This window comes from Salinispora oceanensis, from assembly GCF_000383575.1.
Taxonomy (GTDB): Bacteria; Actinomycetota; Actinomycetes; order Mycobacteriales; family Micromonosporaceae; genus Micromonospora; species Micromonospora oceanensis.
In genome coordinates, this window is record NZ_KB911579.1 from 4522097 (window position 1) to 4547480 (window position 25384).

A 25384-nucleotide genomic window follows, 5' to 3' on the forward strand; every position below is an offset into this window, starting at 1 on the left:
TCATGGGTGTGTCGCAACGGTTGAAGACCAGGTTCCGCCGATTCCTCCAGCGCCCCGGGACGACAGTCGACCTCGCACCGCTGGAGAAGATTCTGCCCGCGATCGAGGCCCGGGTTGCGGAACTGGAGGCGCTCGACGATGTCGAGTTGACCGAGGCCGCCGGCCGGGCTGAGGGCTACGCGGAGATCTGCGCGGTTGGCCGCGAGGCCGCCCACCGCGGACTGGACCAGCGGCCATACGATGTACAGCTGCTCGGTGCGATGGCGCTACTCTCCGGCAAGGTCGCTGAGATGGCTACCGGTGAGGGTAAGACCCTGACCGCGACGGTCGCCGCGTACGGGCATGTTCGCCTCGGCAACGGTCCGGTGCACGTACTGACCGTCAACGACTATCTGGCCCGCCGGGACGCCCAATGGATGAAGCCGGTGTACGACCTGCTCGGCCTGACTGTCGGCTGGGTCAATGAGGCCTCCACCCCGGAACAACGGCGCGCGGCCTACGCCTGCGACGTCACGTACGTGTCGGTCAGCGAGGCGGGCTTCGACTACCTGCGCGACCAACTCGTCACCGACATTGAGGACCGGGTCCAACCGGCGCTGAGTACCGCAATCGTGGACGAGGCCGACTCGATCCTGATCGACGAGGCTCGGGTACCGATGGTCCTCGCCGGGGCGGTTCCCGGTGATCAGGATCCGGTGCACACCGCCGCGACGTTGATGCGTGGGTTGCGCGAGGGCCGGCACTACACGGTGGCCGAGGACGGTCGCAGCGTCGCCTTCACCACCGACGGTCTCAGCGCCGTCGAGGCCAAACTCGGCATCGACCTGTACGACGAGGAGCAGGTCGCCCAGCTCTCCACGGTGAACGTAGCGCTGCACGCGCACGCCCTGCTGCACCGCGATGTGGACTACATCGTGCGGGACGGCACGGTCGAGTTGATCGACGAGATGCGTGGACGGGTGGCGCAGCGTCGCCGTTGGCCGGACGGACTGCAGGCGGCGGTCGAGGCCAAGGAAGGGCTCGACGCCACCGCCGAGGGGGAGGTGCTCGGCACGATCGCGGTGCAGGCATACATCGGGCTCTACCCGACCGTGTGCGGGATGACGGCGACCGCGGTACTGGTCGGCGAGCAACTGCGTGAGTTCTTTGATCTCGAGGTGGCGGTGGTCCCGCCGAACACCCCGTGTGTCCGCGAGGACGAGCCGGACCGGATCTACGCGACCCAGGCGGAGAAGGAGGAGGCGCTGATCGACGAGATTCGGCGCAATCACGAGCGGGGGCGGCCAGTCCTGGTCGGCACCCTCGACGTGAAGGAGTCCGAAAGCCTGGCGGCCGGCCTCGAGGCCGCGAACGTCCCCTGCATCGTGCTGAACGCCAAGAACGACGATGAGGAGGCGGCGATCATCGCCGAGGCTGGCGCCCACGGCGCGGTCACGGTCTCGACCCAGATGGCCGGCCGGGGTGTCGACATTCGTCTCGGCGGCAGTGATCAGGCGGACCGGGACCGGGTGGCTGAGCTGGGTGGCCTATACGTGATCGGCAGTGGCCGGCACGACAGCCGCCGGGTGGACGACCAGTTGCGGGGGCGGGCCGGTCGGCAGGGCGACCCGGGCGGGTCGGTCTTCTTCGTCAGTCTGCAGGACGATCTTGTGGTCCGGCACGCCGGTGACACCGTGCCACCGTCGCCCCGGATGAACGCCGACGGCCTGGTCACCGACCCGCAGGTGGATTACGCCGTGGAGCACGCCCAGCGGGTCGCCGAGGGGGTCAACCATGAGATCCACCGCAACACCTGGCGCTACAGCGTGGTGGTGGAGCAGCAGCGCAAGGCGTTGGCGGAGCGCCGTGAGCGGTTGCTGACCAGCGATGTCGCGGCCCTGATGCTGCTCGACAAGCTCTCCGACAAGGCCGGCGAGATGGACGAGGATCTTCTCGCCGGGGCCGCCCGTTCGATCGCGTTGTTCCATCTGGATCGGCTCTGGGCCGAGCACCTCGCTGAGCTCTCCGAGGTCCGTGAGGGCGTGCACCTGCGGGCGTTGGGCCGGTTGGACCCGCTCGACGAGTTCCACCGCGCCGCGGTGCCCTCCTTCAACGAGCTGGTGCCGGAGATCGAACGGCGCACCATCGAGACCTTCACCGAGACGGAATTCGACGAGGACTGGGAGCCGGACGAGGCCAAGCTGGTCCGGCCGAGCGCCACGTGGACGTACCTCGTGCACGACAACCCGTTCGGTTCGGAGCTCGACCGGCTCATCGCCTCGGTGGGGCGGCGGCTCAGCTCTGGATCCCGCTGACGGGCCCGGAATGTTCCGGTAGCCTCCGGCTCCGGAGGGCGCCCTTTTGGGTAGTTTCGACCCCTCCCCTCGGGGTAGTAGGCCGGGGCCGCGGAGTCGGGACGGGCCCGCACTCCGGCGGTCCGGTGGTGCGACGTGTGGTGTACGGCGTGATGGAGGTGGGTCGGGTGAACCTGGAGATGCGGGAGTCGGTGGGGGAGACGCTCGGTGTCCTGGAGACCGCGGGACTGCTCCGGGAGCTGACCGCCGAGCTGATCAGCGCGACCGACCTCGACGCCGCGCTGACCGTCCTCGTCCGGATCGCCCGGGACGGCGTCGCGGGGGTCGACTGGTGTGGGTTCACCTCCCTACGCGCGGGGGAACCGGCTGGAGCGGTGACCTCCGACACTCGACTCGCCGAGCTCGACGACCTGCGGCATGGCCCGGACTCACCGGCGATGGCGGCGATCGGGCGGCGGGAGTTGGTGATCGCGGAGCGACTGAGCGCCGAGACACGGTGGCCGGACTGGACCTGGCGCGCCCGCGCACTCGGGGTGTCGGCCGTGATCTCCGCGCCGGTCGACATCGACGAACAGGTGATCGGCGCGCTCAATCTCTATGCGGGGGCTCGGGAGGTGCTCACCCCCCGGCACCAGCTGACCGCGATGCTCCTGGCCGAGCACGCCGGTCTACTGCTCGCCGCGGTACGGGACCGGGCGCGGGCGGTGGCCGAGGCCGGACAGGTCGACCTGGCGCTGCTCGGCGAGAGCGTCGTTGGGCAGGCGATCGGTGTCGTCATGACCCAGCGGGGATGCCGGGCGGAGGAGGCCGTGACGGTGCTGCGAAGCGCGGCGTCCTCGCTCGGGATCCCCCTGCGGGAGGTGGCCGAGCGGTTGGTTACCACGGTTTCGCGGCCTCGCGACAACTAGCCGTGCGGGAGCCGCGCGATGGGGTGACTTCCGGCGGGACTCGCCGAAACTCTCAGTGCGCGGCCCGGTGGTGGGCGGCCAGGAGGTCGGCGCCGAAGTCGCTGCTCGGGCGGCGAAGCACGGTGTGGGCGTGGTTGCCGTCGTCCGCGGTGTTGTCGTACTCGATCAACAGGTCGTCGCCGTGTAGCCGGTAGTAGTGACGCTGCCCCGGCCAGCTCGGTCCAGCCCAGGCGAAGTACACCGGGGACCCGGCGAGCCGACGGGCCTCCCGGTTTGCCAGCTCCGGCGGGAACCGTTCCAGGTAGAGAGCGACAAGTTGGTCCAACAGGGCTCGCCCGGTGGGGCTCAGCTGGTCGGCGGAGACGCCGAGGGGAGCCACTGGGGTGTCCACGCGTGGTCGGGTCGCGCTGATGATGTCGGTGGGGGCCGCTTCGGCGATGACGGCCGTCGCCCGTAGCCGCGGGCTGAGGGAATCCAGCAACGTCCGGCCCAGGTCCTCCTCGGGGCCGAGCGGGCGGGTGACCGGCCGGCCAGCCCACCGGACGGCGGCCGGGTTCGCCCCGAAGAAGACCGGCGCGGGGGAGACCTGGTCGGCGACGATGGTCATGCTGATCGACAGGTGGTGCCCCTCGACCCGCCACCCCCACGCCTCGTCCTGGATCGGGTCACCGAAGACCGCCACCCAGTAGTCATCGCTGTGTCGGCCGCGGCGTCCCCCCTCGGCTCGGTCCAGCACCTCCTCCAAGCCGATGATCGTCACCGCCTGGGCATAAGCCGACGGGCTCAGGGCGCTCGCCAGGAGTCGGTGGGTGTTCTTCCGCGCGGCGCGGCGCAGGTCCGCCAGGCAGACGCCGGGCCGGGGCCGGGGCCGGTACTCGATCCAGCGCCGTGCCCTCAGGTCGTCGAACCGGTGGGTTGCCCGGGCACGTTCCGGCTCGTCCAGGGCGGCGAGCAGCGCGGCGGCGGCGGCGCGTTGCCGCTGGGCGAGCGAATCCTCCACCGTCCCTGTATACCCTGCCGAGCACCGCGCGACCCGGGGTGGTGGGCCGGGCGCCCACATAGGTGAACGCGGTGGGGACCCCCGGATCGGGTCCTCGCAGTGGCTCTGCTGTAATCAGTTGACCTCGTACGCAGAGCGAGCATTTCGCTCCGATGTGTTAGCCAACTGTCACATCCATGGAACGCAGCTGCCCCTTGACCCCCGAACGGGTGCCGGGAAGCATCGGTGAAGCGGCGTCCCGGGCCGTTGGGGAGATACCCGGACCAGCCAAGGAGGACCATGTCGGTCAGCCCCGCCTCGTCGCGCGCCGGATGGCATTCGTCCCAACCCGCTGTTCCCGGTCGCCCTCCGGGTGGTCAGCGCCGTCCCACCAACACGGTTCCCCCTGTCCTCACGGTGACTCTGTCGATCCCGTTGGCCAGCGACGAGGTGCTGAACCCGGCGGCCCGGCGGCTGTTGGACGCGGCCCGTGAGTTGATGGAATTAGGAGACAGCACGGTCACCATGACCGGCAACGGGCTGACGGACCGGCGGGTGGAGCCCGTCCCGACCGCCCGCCCACCGAGCCGGTCGCTCGCCCCAACCATCCCCACCCTGCACATCCTCGCCTCCTCCCGGTCCGTGCTGCGCGACGGCGAGCCGTTGTCGCTGACCCGGTTGGAGTTCGATCTGCTGCTGCACCTGGTCGCCCACCCCCGGCGGGTCTTCACGCGGCTACAACTGCTCAACGCGGTCTGGGGCTACGAGCACGCCGGGGTGCGCACCGTGGATGTGCACGTGCGCCGGCTGCGGGGCAAGGTCGGTGTGGACGTCCCCCTGGTCACGACCGTCTACGGGGTCGGTTACCGGCTCGCCGACGACGCCCGGGTGACCATCGATCGCAGCGGTTGACGGAGGCCAGAACCCGCCCTGGTGCCGCCGGGGTGCCGGCGGGGCCCGAGTAGCCGGTCAGACGGCGTTTGGTCCGTGGCGGAGCGGGGTATTCGGTCGGCTCACCACACGGGTCGCCACCCGTGTAGCGACGATCAGCACCGGTCCGGTGGACCGGGAGGCCCTCAGGAAGGCAGGCAGCAATGCTCGTCCACGACCCGGTCGACACGCCCCGACCCCAGGCGGAAGCCGATCAGATCCGGCAGTCCCTGCAGGCCCGTTACGACGAACTCGCCGCCGAGTATGAGCAGGCTGTGGTGCAGAGTCAGGTGCTGCGCCTGGTCGAGGTCGGGGACACCGCGGGCGATGACCAGGCCGACAGCGGCACGAAGACTGCGGAGCGGGACACCGCGCAGTCCCTGTTGCGCACGATTCTCGACCGCCGGGCACAGTTCGAGCACGCCCTGACCCGGCTGGAAGAGGGTACCTACGGCTTCTGCGAGGGCTGTGGCGCGTCCATTCCGGTGGAACGGCTGGAGATCTTCCCGTCGGCGACGACCTGCGTGACCTGCAAACAGACCCGGGAGCGTCGCGCGGCCTGACCCGCCGCGCCGCGACGGCGGGGCCGGAGCAGACGGAGGTGACTGGAAGGTGACGGTGCAGATGAGACCGGAGCGCCGTCCGGGCGTCCTTGTCCACGTTGTCGGGGCGCCCGGCGGGCGGCGACGGGCGAAGCGGCCCGGCGGAGTCAGCCCGGTGCGACAACGCCGCGGCCCGGTGGGTCCTCCGCGGCGAGACGATGATGGCCGGTGGGGACCCGACGTTCGGCGGTGGAGAGAGCGCTGAGTAGCTACCGGCGCGGTTGGTGCCGTTGACTGGCGAACCACCAGCGTCGGAGTCCTGGGACGGCTACCGTGTGGTGGGGAGGGCCGGAGGTGGGGCAAACCCGCCGTACGACGGACCCCGGCGTTCGGACGGGGCACAGCCGAGGAGCACCCATGGCACTCAACGACGACGACATGACGACCTCCGGCGGCACGGGCCTCGAGGGTCCGGCGGATGGTGGGGCGACTCCGGGTCAACATGATGGTGGTGCCGACGGCAGTGCGGAGGGTCCGGCGGATGGTGGGGCGACTCCGGGCCAACATGATGGTGGTGCCGACGGCAGTGCGGAGGGTCCGGCGGATGGTGGGGCGACTCCGGGCCAGCACGATGGTGGTGCCGACGGCAGTGCGGAGGGTCCGGCGGATGGTGGGGCGACTCCGGGCCAGCACGATGGTGGTGCCGACGGCAGCGCGCGCTGAACCACGCTGTGCCGTACCTCGACTCGCCGGGCGGCCCTGGTCGCCTGGTCACCGCGTCCGCCACCGAGGGCTCGGCGCGTCCCGTGGGGTCCCCGTCGGCGCTGGCTCGGTGCATCTCGGCCGATCCGGCGAGGTTCGTCGCCGGGCACTGGGGACGGACGCCACTGCTGTCCCGCGCCGACGAACTTCCCAACCAGAGTGGCTTTCGCGACCTCCTCAGCCCGGCCGACGCGGACGAACTGCTTAGTCGGCGCGGCTTGCGTACCCCGTTCCTGCGGGTGGCACAGGACGGCGTGTTGGTGCCGGCGGCCCGCTACACCGGTGGCGGGGGCGCGGGCGCCGAGATCGCCGACCAGGTCCTCGACGAGAAGATCCTCGGCCTGTACGCCGGCGGCGCCACCCTGGTGTTGCAAGGCCTGCACCGAATCTGGCCGGCACTCATCGACTTCACTCGGGAGCTCAGCCTGGCGGTCGGGCAGCCGTTGCAGACTAACGCCTACCTGACTCCTGCCGGCAGCCAGGGATTCGCCACTCACTATGACACGCACGACGTATTCGTCCTGCAGGTTGACGGTGAGAAGCACTGGCGAATCCATCCCCCGGTCCTCCCCGATCCGCTGGAGCGGCAGCCGTGGGGCGGCCGGGCCGATGAGGTCTCCGCGACCGCGACCGGTACACCTGCCCTCGACGTGCGGCTCGCCCCCGGCGACGCCCTGTACCTGCCCCGTGGCTGGTTGCACAGTGCCAAGGCCCAGGAACGCAGCTCACTTCACCTGACCGTCGGCGTTCGGGCACTGACTCGATACACGCTGGTCGAGGAGCTGCTCGCGCTCGCCGCCGAGGAGCCGCGGCTGCGGTCCACCCTGCCATTCGGGATTGACGTCTCCGACCCGGCGGCGGTGGAGCCCGAGTTGACGGAGACCGTGGAGGTACTGCGGGACTGGCTGCGCCGCGTCGATCCAGCAGTGCTCGCCGCCCGGCTGCGGCAGCGCGCATGGCCGGCGGCCCGGCCGGCTCCGCTGTACCCCCTTGCCCAGACGGCCGCGTTGGACGCGCTCGGCCCGGACAGCCGGGTCACTCTCCGTCCGGGCCTGCGGTGGCAGCTCACACCGGCGGGAGAGCGGGTCACGCTGCGGGTATTCGACCGTACGATTACGCTGCCGCAGATCTGTGCCCCGGCCCTGCGCGCGTTGCTCTTCGCGGAGGTCAGCCGGGTCGGGGACCTGCCCGGCCTGGTCAACGACGCCGACCGGGTCACCCTCGTGCGTCGTCTGCTCCGGGAGGCGGTCGTCGTACCTGCCCAGGACAGCTACCTGAACCGGCCCGACGGGGGCGCGGCAGATGGCCCGACGCTGCCGCTACTGACCGGTTCAGCGGGCCACGGCGAGGAGGAGCCCCGTCGCCAGCAGTCCGGCGACCACCACTACGGCCATCGGGCGCGGGCCCAGCACCGCGTGGCGTCGGTCGGCGAGAATCTTCGCCGGGACCAGGCCGGCCAGCGGGCCGAGCAAGGTCACTACCAGCGCCAGCACCGGCAGCCCGACCGCCAGGTCCCCGCCGTACCGGTCGCCGGCAGTCCGGGCGACGGTGCCCAGGGCGTACGTGACCAGCGCACCGCCGAAGCCGCAGACGGCCAACAGGGGATTGGTGGATCCGGGCAGCTCACCGGGTTGACCGGTACGGGCCAGGAGGTCCCGCACCGCGGCCAGCATCGGCAGGGGATTCCCGGCGGCGCCGTTGACCGGGCCGGGGGGCCCGTCCATCCGGCGGCCCGCCGACCGAAACCGCCCGCGTAGCTCCTGCCACAACAGCCGGACCTCAGCCTCAACCCGCTCCTGCAGCCGGCGTGCTGCCGTCACCTCCCGTTCCGCGTGACGGACCTGGTCCTCGGCGTTCGCCACGGCGCGCCGCGCGGCCGCACACTGCTGCTCGTACCAGGTGTGTGCCTCGGCCCGTTGCGCCGACACCTGCTCGGTCAGGTCCGCCAGTCGTCGTACCTGCGCCGGATACGACTCGCTCGGCACTGGTTGGTTCACCGCTGGTGCCCGTACGGAATGATCGTCTGCCCGGTGCGGTGGACCGCCCGGTCGAAGAAGAGGCCCCGCCACGGGCGGGGGTACCAGTCCGGCCCGCCGGTGCCGGGGTAGAGCGAGGCGCCCAGTTCCCCACCGTGCGTGTCGAGCGCCACCCAAGCGCCGACCTGGTCGGTCCGGGCGGCCGGTCCGCCAAGGTCGGCCCGCATCCGCGCGACCCCCCGCCACCAGGCCAGTACATGTGTCCGCCGCTCAGGCCCGTCGTGGAGGACCCGACGCAGCTGCTCCAGCCCGGTCGGGCCGCCGACCCGGGCGGAGAGCGCCCCGGCTGCCGCGTCAACTGCGAACAGCAGCAGGTAGTGGGGGGTGCCGACGCCAGGGGCGCCCAGCCCGGCGGTGGTCTCGGCCATCAGTTCGGTCACGGTCTCCTCGTCATACCAGGCGGCATCGTCGGCGAGGTCGGCGTAGAGGGATCGGGCGGCGGAGTCGGCATCCGGATCCAGGCAGGCGATGGAGAACCGCGCCGTTCCGGGACGGTGCTGCCGGGCGAGCGACCGCCCCGCAGCGGCGAGTACGGCGCAGGCCTCGTCCACCCGGGTGCCCAGCACGGCGAGGTTGCGACCGGGTGCGCGCGGCAGTCGAAGCACTGCCGAACGGGCCTGCACGTCGATGATCTCGCCGAGTAACGCCGTCGGGGCGCGCGGCGTCCCGGTCTCCGGTGCGGCGAGCGCCTGATAGTCCGGGGCCTCGGCCAACCGGGGGATCGCATCGCCATCGAAGAGCCGCGCCGGGGCGGCATTCGAAGGGCGCATCCGCCAGAGTCGGTGCTGCAGCCCGCTCCACGTCTCCCAATCGCTCGCCGACGGGATCCGGGCGATCTCGTTCCCCTCGGCCAGGCCCGACTCGGCGTTGACCACGGCGTGGTGGCGGGGTAGTGACTGCGCGGCGTCGTTGCGCTCGGCGAGGATCCGCAGCGCCTTGGGTAGGGCGATGCGGAGGGTGAACTGGGCGACCAGGGCCGGCCGCCCCCACAACGCCTCGATTCCCCGGACGTCCTGCGAGGCGAGGACCAGGTGGATGCCCTGCGAGCGACCGCGTCGGGCCAGGTCCTCCAGGAGGTCGGCGGCCTCTCGGGCGACCACGTCCCGGCCAGCGAGCAGCATCTGGAACTCGTCAACCACGGCGACGATCCGCGGCCAGCGTCCGGTTGGGTCCACCGCGCGCAGTTCGGCGAGTTTCGTGACCTCGTGTTCCTTCGCTGCGTCGGCACGCCGACGCAGCTCTTCGGCGAGGAAACGAAGCAGGGCGAGACCGAACTCCCGGTCCGTGTTGACGTTGATCCCAACCAGCCGCATGTGCGGCAGCCAACTCGGGTCGCGGCGACCCTGCGCGAACCGGGCGAAGGAGACGCCCTCCTTGAAGTCGAGCAGGTAGAACTCCAACTCGGCCGGGGAGTAACGGGCGGCGAGCGCGCCGATCCAGGCGAAGATCAGGTTTGTCTTGCCGGTGCCGGACGGGCCACCGATCAGCGCGTGCGGCGGATAGTCGCCGAGAGTGACCAGCACCGGCTGGCCGTCCGTTCCTTCGCCGATCGGCGCGATCAGGCCGGCCGCCGAGTCCTCCCGCCACATCCGCTCCGGCGGTGGCAGCAGGTCGGTGAAGGGCGTCGGCTCCGGGCCGGCGTTGACCTGGGCGGCGACGGCCCGGCAGGTCTCGGTGACCAGGGGCGCCGGGGGCGCCGGGTCGAGCGTGACCGGCGGTGCGCCGGCAAGTTCGACCCGGCCCGGTTCGACGCGGATCCGGGCTACGGTGGCGTCCTCCGGCAGCGCCAGGCCGCGTACCACCAGGTGCACGCCGCACGCCGCGCCGGTGCGGACGACCCGGTCGAGTTGTCCACGTTCGTGCCGGGACGGCTCCTCCCCGCCGAGTAGTACCGCCACCCGCCACGGCTCGGGACGACGACCGGTGGCTGCCGCCAGCTCGCGCAGGGACCGGTGCTCCCCGGCCAGGACGATGGAGTTGATCCGGTGGATCTCCTCAACGAGGCCGTCAAGGAGTCGGCCCAGCCCGCCGGGGCCGACGAAGGTCAGCAGTCCGGCGGTGCCCAACGGCGCGAAACCGGCCAGCCCGCCCCCGAGGCGCTCCGGGTCGTACCCGGTCAACCGGACCGCGCCCGGGTCCGTCCGGCCTATCGCCCGGAGCAGCAGCGCGGCCACCACCGCCTCGCCCGCCACCCGGTCGCCTCCGGTCAGCTCGACGTGCCCGGCGTCGAGCAGCGGCACCAGCGCCGGCACTGGCTCCCCGCCCGGAACGGTGAGCGTGCCGACCCGGAGCGGGCCGGGCGGCTCTGTCCGGCGGGCGGGGGTCGGTCGCCATTGTGGCCAGTCGGCGGTCGCCGCGCCGGGGGCCTCCTGGCGAGCTGCTTCAGCCGCCCGCCGGGCAAGCTCGGCGATCCGGGCGGAGTGTTGGGCGTCGATCTCGGCGAGCCGCCGGTCTCGCTCCGCGCCGACTCGGGCCGGCACAGCGGCGGCAGCCTGGCGGACCCGGTCGAGTCGGCCCCGCTCGGCGGCGAGTTCGGTCTGCGCCGCCGCCAGTCGGGTCCGTGTCGCGCCGAGGGCCTCGCCGAGGGTTTGCCGGACCCGGGCGGCGAGCTGCGCCCGCCGGTCAGCCATCGGCGTCCCGTCGAGACGAGGGACGCTTTATGCCGGGCGCTCCGCTCCGACCCTCGGCCGGGAGTGGGCCACCGCGGCGTCCGGCAGCAGCCGGCCGCTGGCGGCTGACAGCCTGTTGCCCGATGACGGCGGCGCGCCGCCCCCACTCGGCGTCGGTCTGCCGGTCGTGGTTCGCGGCGGCTCGCCGCTGGCCGTCCACCGCCGCCTGCCGGGTCCGCGCGTCGTCGGTGCGGCGCTCGCGCTCCGGTGGGGTCGCTAGCTCGCGGCCGAGCCGGTCGAGCAGGACGCCGGTCAGCACCCCGGCGGTGACCGCCGAGTCGGCGGCATGTGGCTGTTCGGGGTCGTCCCGGCGGGGCGGCGGCATCCGGCAGACCCGGGCCAGCAGCGTCTCCACCACCGGCGCGGGTAGGCCCGGCAGTAGGTCGCGGGTCCGGCTGTCCAGCGCTTGGCGGAGCCGCGGCAAATCCTCGGCCCGGGGCGGGTGTCCAAGGAACTCCCCGGCCAGTTCCCGCAGCAGGGGAGGGGCCAATGCGGCCAACCCCAGCCCCACGTCGGCGTGGGCGCGGCCCAGCTCGACGCGGAGTCGTTCCCGGTCCCCGGCGCGGACCTCGTGGACGACTCGGCGCAGCAGCTCGTTGGAGTCGGCGATCGCCTCATCCGGTTCCCCCGACACGCTCCCGCCACCGGTCAACTCGGCGACCCGGACAGCCCACCACCGGGGTGCTGCGGCCGGGGTTGGCGGGACGGTGGCCGTCTCCGGCGGTGTGGCACCACGGGGAGCGTCGTGCGCCGGTCGCCGTTCGCGGGTGGTGTGTGGCGCGGGGGAGTCGTCGGCCGCCAGCCCGATCATGGCCAGGTACGCCGTCAGCTGTTCCTGGGCGACGCGCAGCGCGTAGCCGGCGGACTCGGCGTATTCGACGGCGCTGGACAGCTCCGGCACCCCCATCGGGTTGGCGGATTCCTGGCGTACCCAGCGCAGCCGCTCGGCGGCCAGCCCGAACCGTTCGAGCGCCACGGCGAGTTGACCGAGCGGCAGGTCATCGCTGGCGGCGCGCACCTGCGCGCCGAGATCTTCGACGATGGACATGGCGGCGCTCAGAGGGTCGCGACGTACAGCTGGGCCTGCTCGACTGCGACGAGTGTGGCCGCCAAGCACTCCTCCAACTCCTGCCCCGCCTGGGTCAGCGAGGCCTGCGCCGCATCCACCGTCTCGTGTCCGCTGCCCTCCAGCGCGCCGGCCAGTGTCTGCTGCGCCTCGGCCAGCTTCTCACCGGCAGCGTGCACAGCGCTCTGGCCGTCACCGATCTGTTGGAGCGCGACATCGATGGCTGCCTTGAGCTCGGCGACGCTCGCCACGACGGAACCTCCTGGGGCAAGGGGAGGCCTCCATTAGAGCCTATCGGCACCGGCGAGAGAACATCCTCCCTGCCACTATTCAACCCTACTGAGCGGTTGTCATCCGCAAGCGCTGGGAGGTCGATTGCCCCAGCCGTGTGGGGGTGGGGTTCAGCGGCCGGTCAACCAGCGCGGCCCATGCACCTCGGCGCCCCGCCGGAGTACACGTTCTCGCAGTTCACGGTCGGCGGTAACGACGACCCGCCGGCGCTGCGGGTCGGCGGCGACCAGGTCCACCACCGCATCGTCGCCGGACTGCTGGGCCACCACGACCCGTACCCCCGACACCGCCGGCACCCCCCGCGCCGCGCCCTCGACCACCAGCACCACCTCGACCGGCGGCGGTAACTCCGGTGGCACCCCGGAATCGGGCAGGCCCGTGAGGCTGTCCCGCAGTCGGGTGGTCGCCCCGACCCGGTCCCGCCACCAACCGTCCGGCCGGGATCCCACCACATTGGCGGCGTCCACGATCAGCAGCGGTGTCCCGTTCATGCCGCCAGCCTGCCACGCGATCCGCCCGCACCCCGGCAACCCCGGTGGCCAGCCGGCGGAGTTTGTCCCGACGACTGCCGGGTAGCCCCTGGCGACCGTGCCGCGCCGAGCAGCGGAGGAGACAGATATGGGACCCGGCGACTTCGGCTCCGACCCATGGGACGAGTTCCTGGCCCGGTACTTCGGCCGGAGCGAGGGTGGGCGCCGGCCCGCGCACCGGGTCGACATCACCCGGCTGATGACCGCCGATGCCCGAGAGATGCTCGCCGACGCAGCACGTCGGGCGGCTGAGCGGCACAGTACCGACCTGGACACCGACCACCTGCTCTGGGCCGCGCTGCAACGGCAGTCCCTGCGTGAGCTGGTCAAACGAGCCGGTGCCGAACCCGAGACCCTGCTCAACGCGCTCGGCGGGCGGGGCGAGGGGGCGCCGGGGGGCGAGGTCCCGCCGAACCTGTCCCTCACCCCCGCGGCCAAGCGGGCGCTGCTCGATGCCCACCAGCTCTCCCGTGCCATGAGTGCCAACTACATCGGGCCGGAGCACATCCTGATGGCGTTGCCGCTGAACCCGGAGTCGCCCGCCGGCCGGATGCTCGCCGCCGGCCGGATTCAGCCGGAGTCGTTGCAGGCGGCGAGCGCCGACCGGGCCCCGACAAGTGGGCCGCGGCCGGATCGGGGCACCCCCACTCTCGACCAGTACGGGCAGGATCTCACCGAGCTTGCCCAGAACGATCAGATCGACCCGGTCATCGGCCGGGCCGACGAGATCGAGCAGGCAGTCGAGATCCTGTCCCGGCGGACCAAGAACAACCCGGTGCTGATCGGTGAGGCCGGTGTCGGTAAGACCGCCATTGTGGAAGGGCTCGCGGAGCGGATCTGCGACGGCGACGTGCCGCAGACCCTGCTCGGCAAGCGGGTCATCCAACTGGACCTGGCGGGCCTGGTCGCCGGTACCCGCTACCGGGGCGACTTCGAGGAGCGGCTGAAGAAGGTCATTGACGAGATTCGGGCCCATCGCGAAAAGCTGATCATCTTCCTCGACGAGATTCATACCCTGGTCGGGGCGGGCGGGGCCGGCAGCGAGGGCGGAATGGACGCGTCCAACATGCTCAAGCCGGCGCTGGCCCGCGGTGAGTTGCGGGTGATCGGCGCGACCACGCTGGACGAGTATCGCCGGACCATCGAGAAGGACGCCGCGCTGGCTCGCCGGTTCCAGCCGGTCTTCGTGCCCGAGCCGGGGGTCGAGGACACGGTCGCCATCCTGCGTGGCCTCCGCGACCGCTACGAGGCGCACCACCAGGTCCGCTTCACCGACGAGGCGCTGGTCGTCGCCGCGGAGCTCTCCGATCGCTACGTCACCGACCGCTACCTACCGGACAAGGCGATCGACCTGATGGACCAGGCCGGCGCGCGGGTCCGGCTGCGCACCCGTACCCCGGCCTCGGACGTACGCGAGTTGGAGACCCAGCTCGACGAGGTACGCCGAGACAAGGAGCAGGCCGTCGCCGACGAGCAGTACGAGAAGGCCTCCACGTTGCGCGACCAGATCGTCGACCTGGAGGCCCAGATCCGCCGGGTTCGCGGCGACGAGGGTAGCGCCAACCAGGTGCCCCAAGTGGGGCCACACGAGATCGCCGAGGTGGTCTCCCGGGCCACCGGCATCCCCGTTGCGCAGCTCACCGAGGAGGAGCGGGATCGGCTACTGCGGCTGGAGGGACATCTGCACGAGAAGGTCGTCGGGCAGGATGACGCGGTCAACGCGGTCTCCGAGGCGGTGCGTCGTTCGCGAACCGGGTTGGCGGATCCGGATCGGCCGATGGGTAGCTTCCTCTTCCTCGGCCCCACCGGCGTCGGTAAGACCGAGTTGGCCCGGGCGCTCGCCGAGGCGCTCTTCGGTGAGGCCGACCGGATGGTGCGCGTCGATATGAGCGAGTTTCAGGAGCGGCACACGGTCAGCCGGTTGGTCGGCGCGCCGCCCGGCTACGTCGGGTACGAGGAGGCCGGGCAGCTCACTGAGGCGGTGCGGCGCCGCCCGTACGCGGTGGTGCTGCTGGACGAGATTGAGAAGGCGCACCCGGATGTGTTCAACATTCTGCTCCAGGTGCTCGACGATGGTCGGCTCACCGACAGCCAGGGCCGGACGGTGAATTTCAAGAACACCGTTCTGATCATGACGAGTAACCTCGGCTCGGAGCTGATCACCGGCACCCAGCGGGCAGTTGGCTTCGGAGCCGGGGCGGCGGGTGGGGAGAACGACGAGCTCCGCGACCGCTTGTTGCGTCGGCTCCAGGAGAACTTCCGTCCGGAGTTCCTGAACCGTATTGATGAGATCATCATCTTCCGCCGCCTGGAGGCGGAGCAACTGCGGCAGATCACCGAGCTGCTGTTGGCGGAGACCCGCCGTCGGTTGCACGCGCAGGATGTTGATGTCGAGATCACCAGTGCCGGCATCGACTGGCTCGCCGAGCACGGCTATCAGCCCGAGTTCGGGGCCCGCCCGCTGCGTCGGGTCATTCAGCGCGAGGTGGACAACCAGTTGTCCCGGATGCTGCTGGAGTCCGCGGTGTCGCCGGGCCAACGGGTGGTCGTAGACGCCCGTGACGGCCAGCTGACCATCGATGTCGCCGAGGGCGGCGGCTACACCGCGGCCACCACCACGCATCCCCGTTGAGCGCCGGGAGGCGGAGATGACCGAACCCGAGGAGACCCAGGAGAACACCGAACGGACCGAGCCGATCGTTGCCGCACCGACCGCGAACCCCGCCCGGGTGCAGGTGCCACCAGAGGGTCCGGGGCAGCAGGGGACCGGAGAGCCGGACCCGGCAGCGGCCGACGGACCGCGAGAGGAGGGCTGATGGTACGCGAACAGCGGCTCGATCCGCAGGTGGAGGAGCTCTGGGAGGGCTTCCACGAGCGGGTCAACGTGCCGTCCGAGAAGCTGCGGCAGTGGCTGCTTACCCGGGGCTCCGGCGAGGAGACGTTCGGCCCTGACCCCGACCTTGGCCTGCCCGAGCCGGGCCGGCACATCCTGCGGGTGCTCACCAAACGCAAGGTGGACCTGACCCGGGACGACATCGAGACGATGCGGGACACGATCGACGAGATCGAGAACCTGCTGGCGGCGAAGCCGCCGCGGGGTAACGCCGATGACCGGTGGCGGCACGCCCTGCTGGATCTGGGTCATGACGTCCTGGTGGAACGCTGACTGCTGTCAATCCCGTCGGGTGGGCGCCGGCTTCGGGGTTCACCGGCACCCGCACCGACGGGGCATTACGCACCGGGTTCCAGGCTGGTGATCGTCAAGCCCGCCGCGTCGGCGGCCGCCTCCCGATCGGCGCGGGTCTGCCGTTCCCGGGTGAGCAGGTTGGCGTATTCGGTGATGTCTGCCGGAGCGGGAACCGCCGGTAGGCGGCGTAGGAAAAGCTCCACGTCCCGGGCAGCGGCGGTGTGCGCGGTGGCCGCCTGCCGTAGTGTCTCGCGGTCGTCGGCGGCGGGGTACAGGTCGGTCATATCCGTCTGTTACCCGGCGGCACGGCGTTCGCACCCCGCGGACCCCTTCGACAGCTGCCGGATCCGGGGCCGACCCACTCCGGGCGCTCTCCTGGTATCAAGGAGCGATGAGGAGCGACGTCGCCAGCGCCCACCCCAAGCCCACCGACGAGGTCATCGGCCTCTGTCAGGATCTGCTGCGCATCGACACCACCAACACCGGTGACAACGACACCAGTGTCGGGGAGCGTCGAGCAGCCGAGTACGTGGCAGAGAAGCTCGGTGAGGTCGGCATCGACTCGGTGCTCTACGAGTCCGCACCCCGCCGGGCCAACCTGGTTGCTCGTATTCCCGGGACCGACGCGGACCGACCCGGCCTGCTCGTCCACGGACACCTGGATGTGGTGCCGGCCGACGCCGACGAGTGGTCGGTGCATCCGCTCTCGGGTGAGCTTCGGGACGGCTACCTCTGGGGTCGTGGCGCGATCGATATGAAGGACTTCGACGCGATGGTGCTGGCGGTGGTGCGGCACTGGCAGCGCAGCGGATTTCGGCCGCCCCGGGACGTGGTGCTCGCCTTCACCGCCGATGAGGAGGCCGGCAGTGAGTACGGCGCGCACTTCCTGGTGGAGAACCATCCCGACCTCTTCGCGGGTTGCACCGAAGGCATCGGCGAGGTGGGGGGTTTCTCGTACTCGGTGAACGAGACCCAGCGGCTGTATCTGATCGAGACCGCTCAGAAGGGCATTGACTGGTTGCGGCTGCACGCCCGGGGACGGCCGGGACACGGCTCGATGGTGCATGACGACAACGCCGTCACCGCCCTCGCCGAGGCGGTCGCCCGGATCGGCCAGCACCGCTTCCCGGTCGTCGTAACCGACACCGTACGCGCGTTCCTCCTTGAGGTGTCCGAGGCACTCGGCATCGAGCTGGACCCGGACGATCCGGAGGCGGCCATCGGCAAGCTCGGCCCGATCGCCAACCTCATCGGGGCGACCATCCGCAACACGGCCAACCCCACCCGACTCGCCGCGGGCTACAAGGACAACGTCATTCCCGGGCGGGCTACCGCCACCATCGACTGCCGTAGCCTGCCCGGCCAGTCGCAGTTGCTGGAGCGGCAACTGCGCGAGTTGGTGGGCCCGGACATCGAGATCGAGTACCTCCAGCGCCAGCCCGCGCTGGAGACCACCTTCGACGGTGCCCTGGTCGAGGCGATCTCCGCCGCGCTACGCGCCGAGGACCCGGGGGCCCGGCCGGTGCCGTACATGCTCTCCGGTGGCACCGATGCGAAGGCCTTCGCGCAGTTGGGTGTCCGTTGCTTTGGCTTCGCGCCGCTGCGCCTCCCCGCCGACCTGAACTTCTCCGCGCTGTTCCACGGCATCGACGAGCGGGTTCCAGTGGACGGACTACAGTTCGGCGTGCGGGTTCTCGACCGGTTCCTCCGCAACTGCTGAGCCGCTTCCGTACTTCGGCGCGGCGCCTTCCGAACACCGAAGGGACGCCTTACATGATCGACCAGCATGGTGAGCTGGACACTGCCCTCGAACGCGTCATCGAGGCGGCCCGTCACCACCTGGCGGCTGTGCGCGCTGCGCAGGGCCGAATCGACGACGATGCCGTCTGGCAGGCATACGTCGACTTGAACAACGCCTCGTACGCCTACGACGAGCAGCTGATGGAGGCCTTCGGCGAGGTCAGTCCCTGGGATGTGCAGGCGATCGACCCGGAGGAGGCCGACGAGCGCTTCGCCAATCCCGACGGATCGCCGGCCGCCGACAGCCACCCCCGGGTCATCTCGGTACGGCAGCGTCGGGACTACCGGGTGCCGAGCGTCTCGGCGTTGATCCGGGCCGCCACGTCGGCCCGGCGGGCGGAGACCCCGGCTGAGGAGGAGCCGGCACCGGTCGAAGGGGTCGGTGAGGCGGTCCTAGAGCTGTTGCAGAGCGGCGACGGATCGCTCGCCGCGCTGGATGTGCCGGAGCTGGAGCCAATGGACGGCGTCGTCATGGTCAGCGAGGTTGACGCCGCGGTCGATCTCGAGGCCTTCGACGATGACGACCCGGTGGGTCCGTTCCAGCCCGCCGCCGAGGACCGGCTGGTCGGGCGGCTCGATGAGCACCCCTTCCTCGAACTGGACGACGAGGAGTACGACCACTCTCACTAACCTGATCCTTAACCTGGGGCCGGGTGGTAGCGACCCTGGGCTGAGCACGGCCATAGCCCCTGGTTTGATCGTTCTTCTTGTCGAGGGAAGAAGAATGATCAGGACCAGGGGCTGCGGCATGATCAGTGCTACCGCGGGCCGCTATCGGTGGATCGTCCGGCCGTACTCGTTCGTGGTCGCCCTGGAGATCAGGCGTAGTTCGTGGAAACCCAGCCCGCACCCTCTGCCATGCGTCCAAGGGCGGGGTCAATCTTGACTCGATAAGCTGGGCGCATGGCTACGCTGCGTCAGCTCGAGTACTTCGTGACGATCATTGACGAGGGGTCCTTCACCCAGGCCGCCGCCCTGCTCAACATCACCCAGCCCGGGCTGTCGCACCAGTTCCACGCCCTCGAGAAGGAGATGGGCGGTCGCCTTCTGGAACGCCTGCCCCGCGGCCTGCGGCTGACCGCCGCCGGGCGTGCGATGCTGCCGTCCGCCCGAGCGGCCTTGGCCGACGCCCGCCGGGCCGTCACCGCGGCCCGGCGCGCCACCGGAGTCGCCTCCGGCGAGTTGCAGCTGGCCACGCTCTACTCGGTGAGCTACGGCATCCTCCCCACGGCGCTGGCCCTCTGGCGCACCCGCCACCCCGACGTACGCGTCACCCTCTTCGAGCACCGGCACACCATCGAACTCGCCGCCGCCATGGCGGACGGAGAAGCCGACATCGCCATCGGCCCGCCCCCGCCCAGTGGGGAGGGCACCATCCGGCACCTCGGCATGGAGGAGTTCTTCCTGGTCACCCACCCCGACGACCCCCTGGCCGCGGCCCCCGGGCGCACGATCCGCCTCGCCGACCTCGTCGAGCGGGAGTGGGTGCACTTCACCCCGGACAGCGGCCTGGCGCAGCTCCTCGACCGGGCCTGCGCCGCCGCGGGCTTCCAGCCCCGGATCACTGTGCGCACCCAGCAGGCGCCGTTCGCGGTCAACTTCGCCGCCGCCGGGCTGGGCCTGGCGCTGGTCCCTGGGAACACCGTTCCTCCCCACTTCGACGCCGCACTGCTCCGCCCGGACCCCGCACTGCTGCGCCCGCTGACCGCGTACACCCGCAGCCAGCCCGACCCCATCGCCCACGCCTTCCTCGACATGCTCGCCGAGGAGGTCCCCCTCACCCCCACCCACGTACGCCAGCGTTTCCCCGCTCTGACGTCGGCGGACCGCACCACCATCCTCTGAGATCGTGCTGCTGCGTGTGGTGGCAGGTGCTACCACCGACGAGGCCCGCGCCCCTTCCTCACGCTGATCCCAATAATTGTCCTGTGTTGTCAGTATCCTGTGCGTCGATTGGCGACCGGCCCGTCAGTGAGAGGGCGAGCAGTCGTAGTCTGGAGAGCCGACATTAACGATGTCGACGTGATCACCCAGGTCTTTCTGGCCCTCCGGGCCGCAGCGATGTCCTACGTGCCCCGGCTCTACGACGAAAAGCAGGCCGGGCCGGGAGCGCGCATACATTGCTGCCCAACCGTGCTCATCGACCACAAACGGTACCTCTGGTCATCGACCGCGACCGTACTTGTCTGATAACTTCGTAGCGGTGGATCGTCATGTTTCCGGTTCGGCGATGATCGCCATGGTGAACCATCGACGCCAATGTGAAATGGTGGGATACGGTGACAGCATCAGTCGAGTTTTCGGTCGATCACGGGCATGTTGAGCTGCTTCCGATCCATTTCGACGATCTCGACTCGATGGGGCTCGTGCACAACTGTCGGTATGGAGTTCTGGTGGAACGGGCCCTCAACACCTTCTGGACGTCGCGCGGCTGGACGTTCGACGGTGGCACCTACAGTCACCCGGACGTGTTTCTCGCGGTGGCCGAGTTCGCCATCTCCTACCGCATGCCGTTCCGGGGTACCGGCGCCATGGCCGTCCACCTCTGGATCGACCAGTTCAGCGGGTCCAGCGCCGGGTACGGGTTCCGCTGTCTGTCCCGGGATGGGCAGACCGTGCACGCCGAGGGTAGGCGGGTACACGTCCGCATCGACCCGAAGACCCTGCGCCCCACCGCCTGGGCGGATGACACGCGGTCGGTCATGACGGGCATCGCACGGCCTTCCTGAGTCTGACCTGTGCGCGCCCCGCCGCCGCCCGTTCACCGCGGCCGGTCAGACCGGCACCGCCTCCACGACCGAGAGCGCGGATGCGGTCGGGATGATCCGGCCCAGGTGGAAGCCCTCTCCCGCGAGTAGCGCCGCGAACTCCTCGGCCGTGCGCTCCCGCCCGTCCCACAGGGCCATCATCAGGACGTCCGATACGACGGCGGGGTGTGCGCCTGGAGTCGAGGGCACCACGGCGTCAACCACCAGCAGTCGCGCGTCGTTGGCCATGGCCTTGCGGCATGAGGCCAGCACCGCCGCCGACTCCTCGTCGCTCTTGTCGTGCAGGATTCGCTTGAGCAGATAGACGTTCCCAGCGGGCGGGACGGCGTGGAACAGGTCGCCGGCCTCGGTACGCCACCGCCCGGTCAGCGCCGGGACGTCAAGAAGGTGCCGTTCCAGCACCGGGGCGCGGTCCAGCAGCACGCCGCGTAGCCCTGGGTTCGCCGTCAGCACCGTCCGCAGCAGCCCGCCGCGTCCGCCGGCGACATCCACCACGGTGCCCGTCGCGGGGAAGTCGTACGCGGCGACCACCGCCTCCTGCTCCAGCTCCGAGATCGTGGCCAGGGCGTCGGCGAAGAGTTGCTCGGTCTCCGGCGCGGTCGGCAGGTGGTCGAAGAACGGCAGACCGAATACGTCGGAGAAGGCGGTCCGCCCCTGCCGCACCGTGTCGTCGAGCCGCCCGGCCGGCCGCCAGTACACCTCGTCGGTGAAGAGCAGCACGATCGACCGTAACGGCACCGGGGCATCAGTTCGAAGCAGCCGCGCTGCCGGCGTGAGTCGGAACCGGCCCGCGTCGTCCTCGGCGAAGACCCCGCGGGTGCTGAGCAGTCGCAGTGCCCGGCCCAGCCGTCCGGCGTTGACGCCGGTGCGGGCGGCCAGCTCCGCCGCGCTGCGGGGCTCGTCGAGGTGGTCGGCGACCGCGAAGCGGGCCGCGACCCGCAGCGCCGCCGGGTAGAGGTAGCCCAGCGAGTCTCCGAGTATCTGTCGGATCATGGTCGGGTCGATCCGGCCGTGATCGGCCTCCGTCGCAGTCATCGTGTCGCCCTCCTCGCCATCGACAGGGCAGGGGCTGCCCCATCGGGTGTCATCGGATCTCCGCCTCGTCGGGGGCGCTGGGTGCCGCCGGCGGGGCCGGCACGGCCTCGACGATCGACAGCGTCCCGGGAGTCGGGATCACCCGGACAGCCCGGAGGTTCGCGGCGGCCAGGAGGGTGTCGAACTCGGCCCTGGTACGTTCCTTGCCGTCGAAGTTGGTCATCATCGCGAGGTCATAGAGCTTGCTCGGGTGCGGGTCGTTGCCCGAGGGGATGACCGCGTCGATGATCAACAGCTTCGCCTCGTTCGCCATCGCCTGCCGGGTCGCCCTGAGGATGCGCAGGCTGTCGCGGTCGTCCCAGTCGTGCAGCACGCGCTTGAGGACGTAGATGTCGCCGCCGGTCGGGATCCGTCCGAAGAAGTCACCCGCCACCGGCTCCCAGCGCCCGGCGATCGCGGGATCGCCCAGCCGGTGCTGGGTGAGGACAGACTCCTGTTCGAACAACACGCCCCGCAGGCCCGGATTGCGGAGTAGGACCGCGTGCAGCAGGCCGCCGGGCCCGCCGCCGACGTCAACGACGGTGCCGGTGTCCGGAAAGTCGTAGCTCGCCGCAATAGGATCCTGCTCGGTGACTGACAGGTCGGCGATCGCGGTGTGGAAGATGTCGGCGCGGTGCGGCTCCCGGGCGAGGACGTCGAAGAGTGGGCCGCCGAAGATCTCGTTGAACACTGTCGTGCCGGTCTGTACGGTCTCCTCCAGCCGGCCGGCCGGTAGCCAGTACATCTCGTCGGTCAGCAGCAGCACCATCGAGCGGACCGACATCGGAGACTCGGCCCGCAGCAGCTCCGCGGCGGGCGTGAGCTGGTAGGCGCCCTGTTCGTCCTCACGAAACACCCCTCGCATCGCGAGGAAACGCAGTACTCGGGCCAGGTGTCCGGGGTCCGTGTCGCTCAACCTGGCCAGCTCAGTCGGGGTCCTCGGCCCGGACGCGAGATGCTCGGCGATGTCGAGGCGTACCGCGACCCGCAGCGCCGCGGCATTCAGGAAACCCAGAGCATCTCCCATGACCTGCCGGACCAGGTTCCCCAGGAGGGCCTGTTCGGTGGTGGGCACAGCGGTCAACGTTCTACCTCCATCGTGGGTGTGGCCGGGACCGCGGTGGAGCGTGGAGCCGGCACCGGCCCAGGATCGTGGACCGGGCTGACACCGGACTGATGTGCTGCTGACACGGCGGCCGGTGCCGGTCGGCCCCGGCGGTCGCCGTCGGGTCGCGCATCGCCGGGAAGGTGGCGCCGGAGGCCGGGACGAGGAGCGCCGCACTCCGGCTGGGCTGTGTTGCTGGCCAGGTCACGCGGTGTTGCTCTCGGTTGGCCTGGTGGGCAGTCCGTCGGCACCGACGGCGATGGTCGCCTCGACCTGGCGTCGGCGACGCTCGTCGACCTCGACGGCGATCTCCTCGTCCCGCGCCATCATCTGGTCCAGGTCCACCTCGGCGAAGCCCAGGACACCAAGTTCGGCGAAGGCGTGGTGCATCTTCGGTCCGAAGAGGCCGATGTCGCGCAGCGTGGGGACGATGCGCGAGAACAGGTGGCTGCGAAACGCACGGAAGTGTTCGGAGCGACGCATGAAGTCGATGCACTCGTCCGCGTCGATATCCAGGTGGCGCCACACCTCCTCGCCAACGAACCGTTTCGCCATCAGGTGACAGGCCTCGACGCAGAACTCCTCGCGTTCGTTGCGCTCGGCCTGGGTGAGCTGTGGGTAGTAGTCGCGCAGGGCGAGCCGGCCGAAGGCCACGTGCCGTGCCTCGTCCTGCATGACGTAGGCGTTGAGGGCCTGGGCCAGCGGCTCCCTGGCGTAGTCGCGGATCAGGCCGAACGCGGCGAGCGCCAAGCCTTCGATGAGCACCTGCATGCCCAGGTAGGTCATGTCCCAGCGGGAGTCGGAGATCACGTTGTTGAGTAGCGCCTGCAGACTCGGATTGATCGGGTACGCCAGCTCGAGTTTCTCCCGCAGGTAGCGCGAGTAGGCCTCCATGTGCCGGGCCTCGTCCACCACCTGGGTGGCCGCGTAGAACTTCGAGTCGACATCGGGCACACTCGCGACGATCTTCGACGAGCAGATCAGCGCCCCTTGCTCCCCGTGTAGGAACTGGGAGAACTGCCACGCGTTGAGGTGTAGCCGGACCAGCCCGCGTTCCTTCGGGCCGAGCTTATCCCACACCCGGGAGCCGTAGATGGCGATGGACTCCTCCGGTACGCCCATCGGGTCGTTCGGGTCGATCTCGATCGACCAGTCCAGCCGTTCGGCGGCGTCCCACTGCCGCTGCTTGCCCTTCTCGTAGAGGGCGAGCAGCCGGTCCCGGCCGGTGTCGTAGTCCCAGTCGAAGACGGTCGTCGCCCCGCCCGGCACGTGCCAGCGGGTCTGCTCCACCGGGAGCGTGTAGATGCGCGTGCTCAAGCTCGCCTCCACAGCTGGTTGCTTAAGCCGGCCGGGCGGCCTCGCCCGGCCGTTCGTGCTGACAGTCTCGGCTACCGTCACCCGGCGTACCATTGGGGAGATCCCTAGGTGCGCGGGTACGTCAGCCGTCGGTCAGCGGCGCGTCAGCGGGCCCGCCCACCATCGGGGTCATGAGCGTGGACAGCGCAACGGACCCCGAATCCGGAGATTTTCTCACCTGGGCCGGCGGATCCACCTGGTATCGGCCGGTCGGTGACCTGACCTGCGGTCCCGCGCCCGTGGTGGTTTGCCACGGAGGACCGGGCCTCACCCACGACTATCTTCTGTCGTTGGCGGCACTCACCGCCGGTGGCCGGGCCTACGTCTTCTACGACCAACTCGGAAACGGCCGATCCGACCGCCGGACGGATGTGGCGGACGGGTTCTGGACGGTGCCGCTGTTTATCGCCGAGCTGCGCGCACTCCTGACCCACCTGGGCATCACCGACGGCTACCACTTGCTCGGCCACTCCTGGGGTGGTCTGCTGGCCCTGGAGTTGGCCACCGAGCGTCCGGCCGGCCTGCGGTCGCTGGTGCTCGCCGGCAGCTTCGCCGCTGGCGAGACCTACCGGGCAGAGGTCGGCCGGCTCCGCGACGAGCTGCCCGACCCGGCTCGTACCGCGATCGCCGGCCCGCCCGACAATCCCGGGTACGCCGATGCGGTGCGCACCTTCTACACCCGGCATGTCTGCCGCGCGCGACCGGTGCCCGACGAGGTGCTGCGGACCCTTGGCGCGGTACGCGATGATCCGCGCGTCTACGAGACGATGGCCGGCGGCACCGAGTTCGACCTACGTGGCCGCCTCGCCGACTGGGACATCCGGGATCGGCTGGGTCGGGTCGAGGTCCCCGCTTTGTTGATCTCCGGGCGGTATGACGAGGTGACCCCGGCGGCGGTGGCCGAGCTGCACCACGGGCTGCCTTCCTCCCGGTGGGAGTTGTTCGAGGAGTCTAGCCACATGCCACACGTCGAGGAACCGGAACACTTCCGCGCGACGGTCGACGCCTTTTTGGTCCACGTCGATGCGGCCAACTGTCGCTCGGCCACATCGGACCAGGTCCGCTCCGTGGTGCGCTGAGGACCGAC

General features: G+C 70.6%; 24 protein-coding genes and 1 pseudogene. 15 read left to right on the top strand and 10 right to left on the bottom strand.

The features are described 5' to 3' along the window. The first annotated feature begins 2 nt into the window (after positions 1–2). Both secA2 and SALPAC4_RS0120740 read left to right on the top strand, forming a co-directional pair. Positions 3–2294, top strand: a complete 2292-nt coding sequence (secA2, locus tag SALPAC4_RS0120735; RefSeq protein WP_019871981.1) for an accessory Sec system translocase SecA2 — start codon at positions 3–5, stop codon at positions 2292–2294. Positions 2295–2461: 167 nt separating this feature from the next. Continuing rightward, complete coding sequence (locus tag SALPAC4_RS0120740; protein ID WP_027644928.1) at positions 2462–3202, top strand: GAF and ANTAR domain-containing protein; 741 nt, start codon at positions 2462–2464, stop codon at positions 3200–3202. A 52-nt stretch (positions 3203–3254) separates the two neighbouring features. Here the strand turns inward: SALPAC4_RS0120740 and SALPAC4_RS0120745 are convergent, their stop codons facing one another. Continuing rightward, the gene (locus SALPAC4_RS0120745) at positions 3255–4202 is read right to left on the bottom strand and encodes a DUF3500 domain-containing protein (RefSeq protein WP_019871983.1); all 948 of its coding nucleotides are present in this window, start codon (positions 4200–4202) and stop codon (positions 3255–3257) included. A gap of 396 nt (positions 4203–4598) precedes the next feature. On the opposite strand from SALPAC4_RS0120745, the gene SALPAC4_RS0120750 reads away from it, so the two are divergent. The 4 genes and pseudogenes from SALPAC4_RS0120750 to SALPAC4_RS28855 all read left to right on the top strand — a co-directional run. Continuing rightward, on the top strand, positions 4599–5093 hold the full coding sequence (locus tag SALPAC4_RS0120750; protein WP_018736474.1) for a winged helix-turn-helix domain-containing protein: 495 nt from the start codon (positions 4599–4601) through the stop codon (positions 5091–5093). A gap of 182 nt (positions 5094–5275) precedes the next feature. Next, complete coding sequence (locus tag SALPAC4_RS0120755; RefSeq protein WP_018731046.1) at positions 5276–5674, top strand: TraR/DksA family transcriptional regulator; 399 nt, start codon at positions 5276–5278, stop codon at positions 5672–5674. Between the two features lie 396 nt (positions 5675–6070). Then, on the top strand, positions 6071–6376 hold the full coding sequence (locus tag SALPAC4_RS0120760; RefSeq protein WP_019871984.1) for a hypothetical protein: 306 nt from the start codon (positions 6071–6073) through the stop codon (positions 6374–6376). Positions 6377–6384: 8 nt separating this feature from the next. After that, a pseudogene (locus SALPAC4_RS28855) lies at positions 6385–7677 on the top strand (cupin domain-containing protein); the annotation flags it as partial. A gap of 69 nt (positions 7678–7746) precedes the next feature. On the opposite strand, the gene SALPAC4_RS28655 reads toward SALPAC4_RS28855, so the two are convergent. The 5 genes from SALPAC4_RS28655 to SALPAC4_RS0120785 form a co-directional block, all read right to left on the bottom strand. Next, positions 7747–8412 carry a hypothetical protein gene (locus SALPAC4_RS28655; protein WP_223874808.1) on the bottom strand — a complete coding sequence of 222 codons (666 nt, stop codon included), beginning with the start codon at positions 8410–8412 and terminating at the stop codon, positions 7747–7749. Then, a complete protein-coding gene (locus tag SALPAC4_RS0120770) occupies positions 8409–11081 on the bottom strand; it encodes an FtsK/SpoIIIE domain-containing protein (protein ID WP_019871986.1) in 2673 nt (890 codons plus the stop codon). The genes SALPAC4_RS28655 and SALPAC4_RS0120770 overlap by 4 nt, the downstream gene beginning before the upstream one ends. Then, positions 11074–12168 carry a con-10 family general stress protein gene (locus SALPAC4_RS0120775; protein ID WP_019871987.1) on the bottom strand — a complete coding sequence of 365 codons (1095 nt, stop codon included), beginning with the start codon at positions 12166–12168 and terminating at the stop codon, positions 11074–11076. The genes SALPAC4_RS0120770 and SALPAC4_RS0120775 overlap by 8 nt, the downstream gene beginning before the upstream one ends. Before the next feature lie 8 nt (positions 12169–12176). Continuing rightward, positions 12177–12437 carry a hypothetical protein gene (locus tag SALPAC4_RS0120780; RefSeq protein ID WP_018731041.1) on the bottom strand — a complete coding sequence of 87 codons (261 nt, stop codon included), beginning with the start codon at positions 12435–12437 and terminating at the stop codon, positions 12177–12179. A gap of 150 nt (positions 12438–12587) precedes the next feature. Further along, the gene (locus SALPAC4_RS0120785) at positions 12588–12968 is read right to left on the bottom strand and encodes a hypothetical protein (protein WP_018731040.1); all 381 of its coding nucleotides are present in this window, start codon (positions 12966–12968) and stop codon (positions 12588–12590) included. 127 nt (positions 12969–13095) lie between these two features. Between SALPAC4_RS0120785 and SALPAC4_RS0120790 the strand changes: the two genes are divergently transcribed. Genes SALPAC4_RS0120790 through SALPAC4_RS0120800 form a run of 3 tightly spaced genes read left to right on the top strand, consistent with a single transcriptional unit; the run spans position 13096 to position 16173 of the window. Beyond that, complete coding sequence (locus tag SALPAC4_RS0120790) at positions 13096–15639, top strand: ATP-dependent Clp protease ATP-binding subunit (RefSeq protein WP_019871988.1); 2544 nt, start codon at positions 13096–13098, stop codon at positions 15637–15639. A 16-nt stretch (positions 15640–15655) separates the two neighbouring features. Then, positions 15656–15823, top strand: a complete 168-nt coding sequence (locus tag SALPAC4_RS28020) for a hypothetical protein (RefSeq protein ID WP_018734392.1) — start codon at positions 15656–15658, stop codon at positions 15821–15823. After that, positions 15823–16173, top strand: a complete 351-nt coding sequence (locus SALPAC4_RS0120800; protein ID WP_019871989.1) for a DUF3140 domain-containing protein — start codon at positions 15823–15825, stop codon at positions 16171–16173. The genes SALPAC4_RS28020 and SALPAC4_RS0120800 overlap by 1 nt, the downstream gene beginning before the upstream one ends. 65 nt (positions 16174–16238) lie before the next feature. On the opposite strand, the gene SALPAC4_RS0120805 is transcribed toward SALPAC4_RS0120800, so the two are convergent. Beyond that, complete coding sequence (locus SALPAC4_RS0120805; RefSeq protein WP_019871990.1) at positions 16239–16478, bottom strand: hypothetical protein; 240 nt, start codon at positions 16476–16478, stop codon at positions 16239–16241. Positions 16479–16585: 107 nt separating this feature from the next. Here SALPAC4_RS0120805 and SALPAC4_RS0120810 point away from each other — a divergent pair, with 107 nt between their 5' ends. The 5 genes from SALPAC4_RS0120810 to SALPAC4_RS0120830 all read left to right on the top strand — a co-directional run bounded on the left by SALPAC4_RS0120810 (position 16586) and on the right by SALPAC4_RS0120830 (position 20723). Beyond that, entirely contained in the window at positions 16586–17914 is a 1329-nt protein-coding gene (locus SALPAC4_RS0120810; protein WP_019871991.1) for a M20/M25/M40 family metallo-hydrolase, read from the top strand. A gap of 53 nt (positions 17915–17967) precedes the next feature. Next, complete coding sequence (locus tag SALPAC4_RS0120815) at positions 17968–18624, top strand: hypothetical protein (protein WP_019871992.1); 657 nt, start codon at positions 17968–17970, stop codon at positions 18622–18624. 273 nt (positions 18625–18897) lie between these two features. After that, positions 18898–19839 carry a LysR family transcriptional regulator gene (locus SALPAC4_RS0120820; RefSeq protein ID WP_019871993.1) on the top strand — a complete coding sequence of 314 codons (942 nt, stop codon included), beginning with the start codon at positions 18898–18900 and terminating at the stop codon, positions 19837–19839. A gap of 177 nt (positions 19840–20016) precedes the next feature. Continuing rightward, complete coding sequence (locus tag SALPAC4_RS28025; RefSeq protein ID WP_019871994.1) at positions 20017–20184, top strand: hypothetical protein; 168 nt, start codon at positions 20017–20019, stop codon at positions 20182–20184. An 89-nt stretch (positions 20185–20273) separates the two neighbouring features. Continuing rightward, on the top strand, positions 20274–20723 hold the full coding sequence (locus SALPAC4_RS0120830; RefSeq protein ID WP_019871995.1) for an acyl-CoA thioesterase: 450 nt from the start codon (positions 20274–20276) through the stop codon (positions 20721–20723). 45 nt (positions 20724–20768) lie between these two features. On the opposite strand, the gene SALPAC4_RS0120835 is transcribed toward SALPAC4_RS0120830, so the two are convergent. The 3 genes from SALPAC4_RS0120835 to SALPAC4_RS0120845 all read right to left on the bottom strand — a co-directional run bounded on the left by SALPAC4_RS0120835 (position 20769) and on the right by SALPAC4_RS0120845 (position 24270). After that, positions 20769–21797, bottom strand: a complete 1029-nt coding sequence (locus SALPAC4_RS0120835) for a methyltransferase (RefSeq protein WP_019871996.1) — start codon at positions 21795–21797, stop codon at positions 20769–20771. A gap of 49 nt (positions 21798–21846) precedes the next feature. Further along, the gene (locus SALPAC4_RS0120840) at positions 21847–22911 is read right to left on the bottom strand and encodes a methyltransferase (RefSeq protein ID WP_019871997.1); all 1065 of its coding nucleotides are present in this window, start codon (positions 22909–22911) and stop codon (positions 21847–21849) included. A 234-nt stretch (positions 22912–23145) separates the two neighbouring features. Then, positions 23146–24270 (bottom strand): ferritin-like domain-containing protein, encoded by a 1125-nt coding sequence (locus SALPAC4_RS0120845; protein WP_019871998.1) that lies wholly within the window; start codon positions 24268–24270, stop codon positions 23146–23148. A gap of 158 nt (positions 24271–24428) precedes the next feature. Between SALPAC4_RS0120845 and SALPAC4_RS0120850 the strand changes: the two genes are divergently transcribed. Continuing rightward, positions 24429–25376 carry a proline iminopeptidase-family hydrolase gene (locus SALPAC4_RS0120850; RefSeq protein ID WP_019871999.1) on the top strand — a complete coding sequence of 316 codons (948 nt, stop codon included), beginning with the start codon at positions 24429–24431 and terminating at the stop codon, positions 25374–25376. Positions 25377–25384 lie beyond the last annotated feature (8 nt).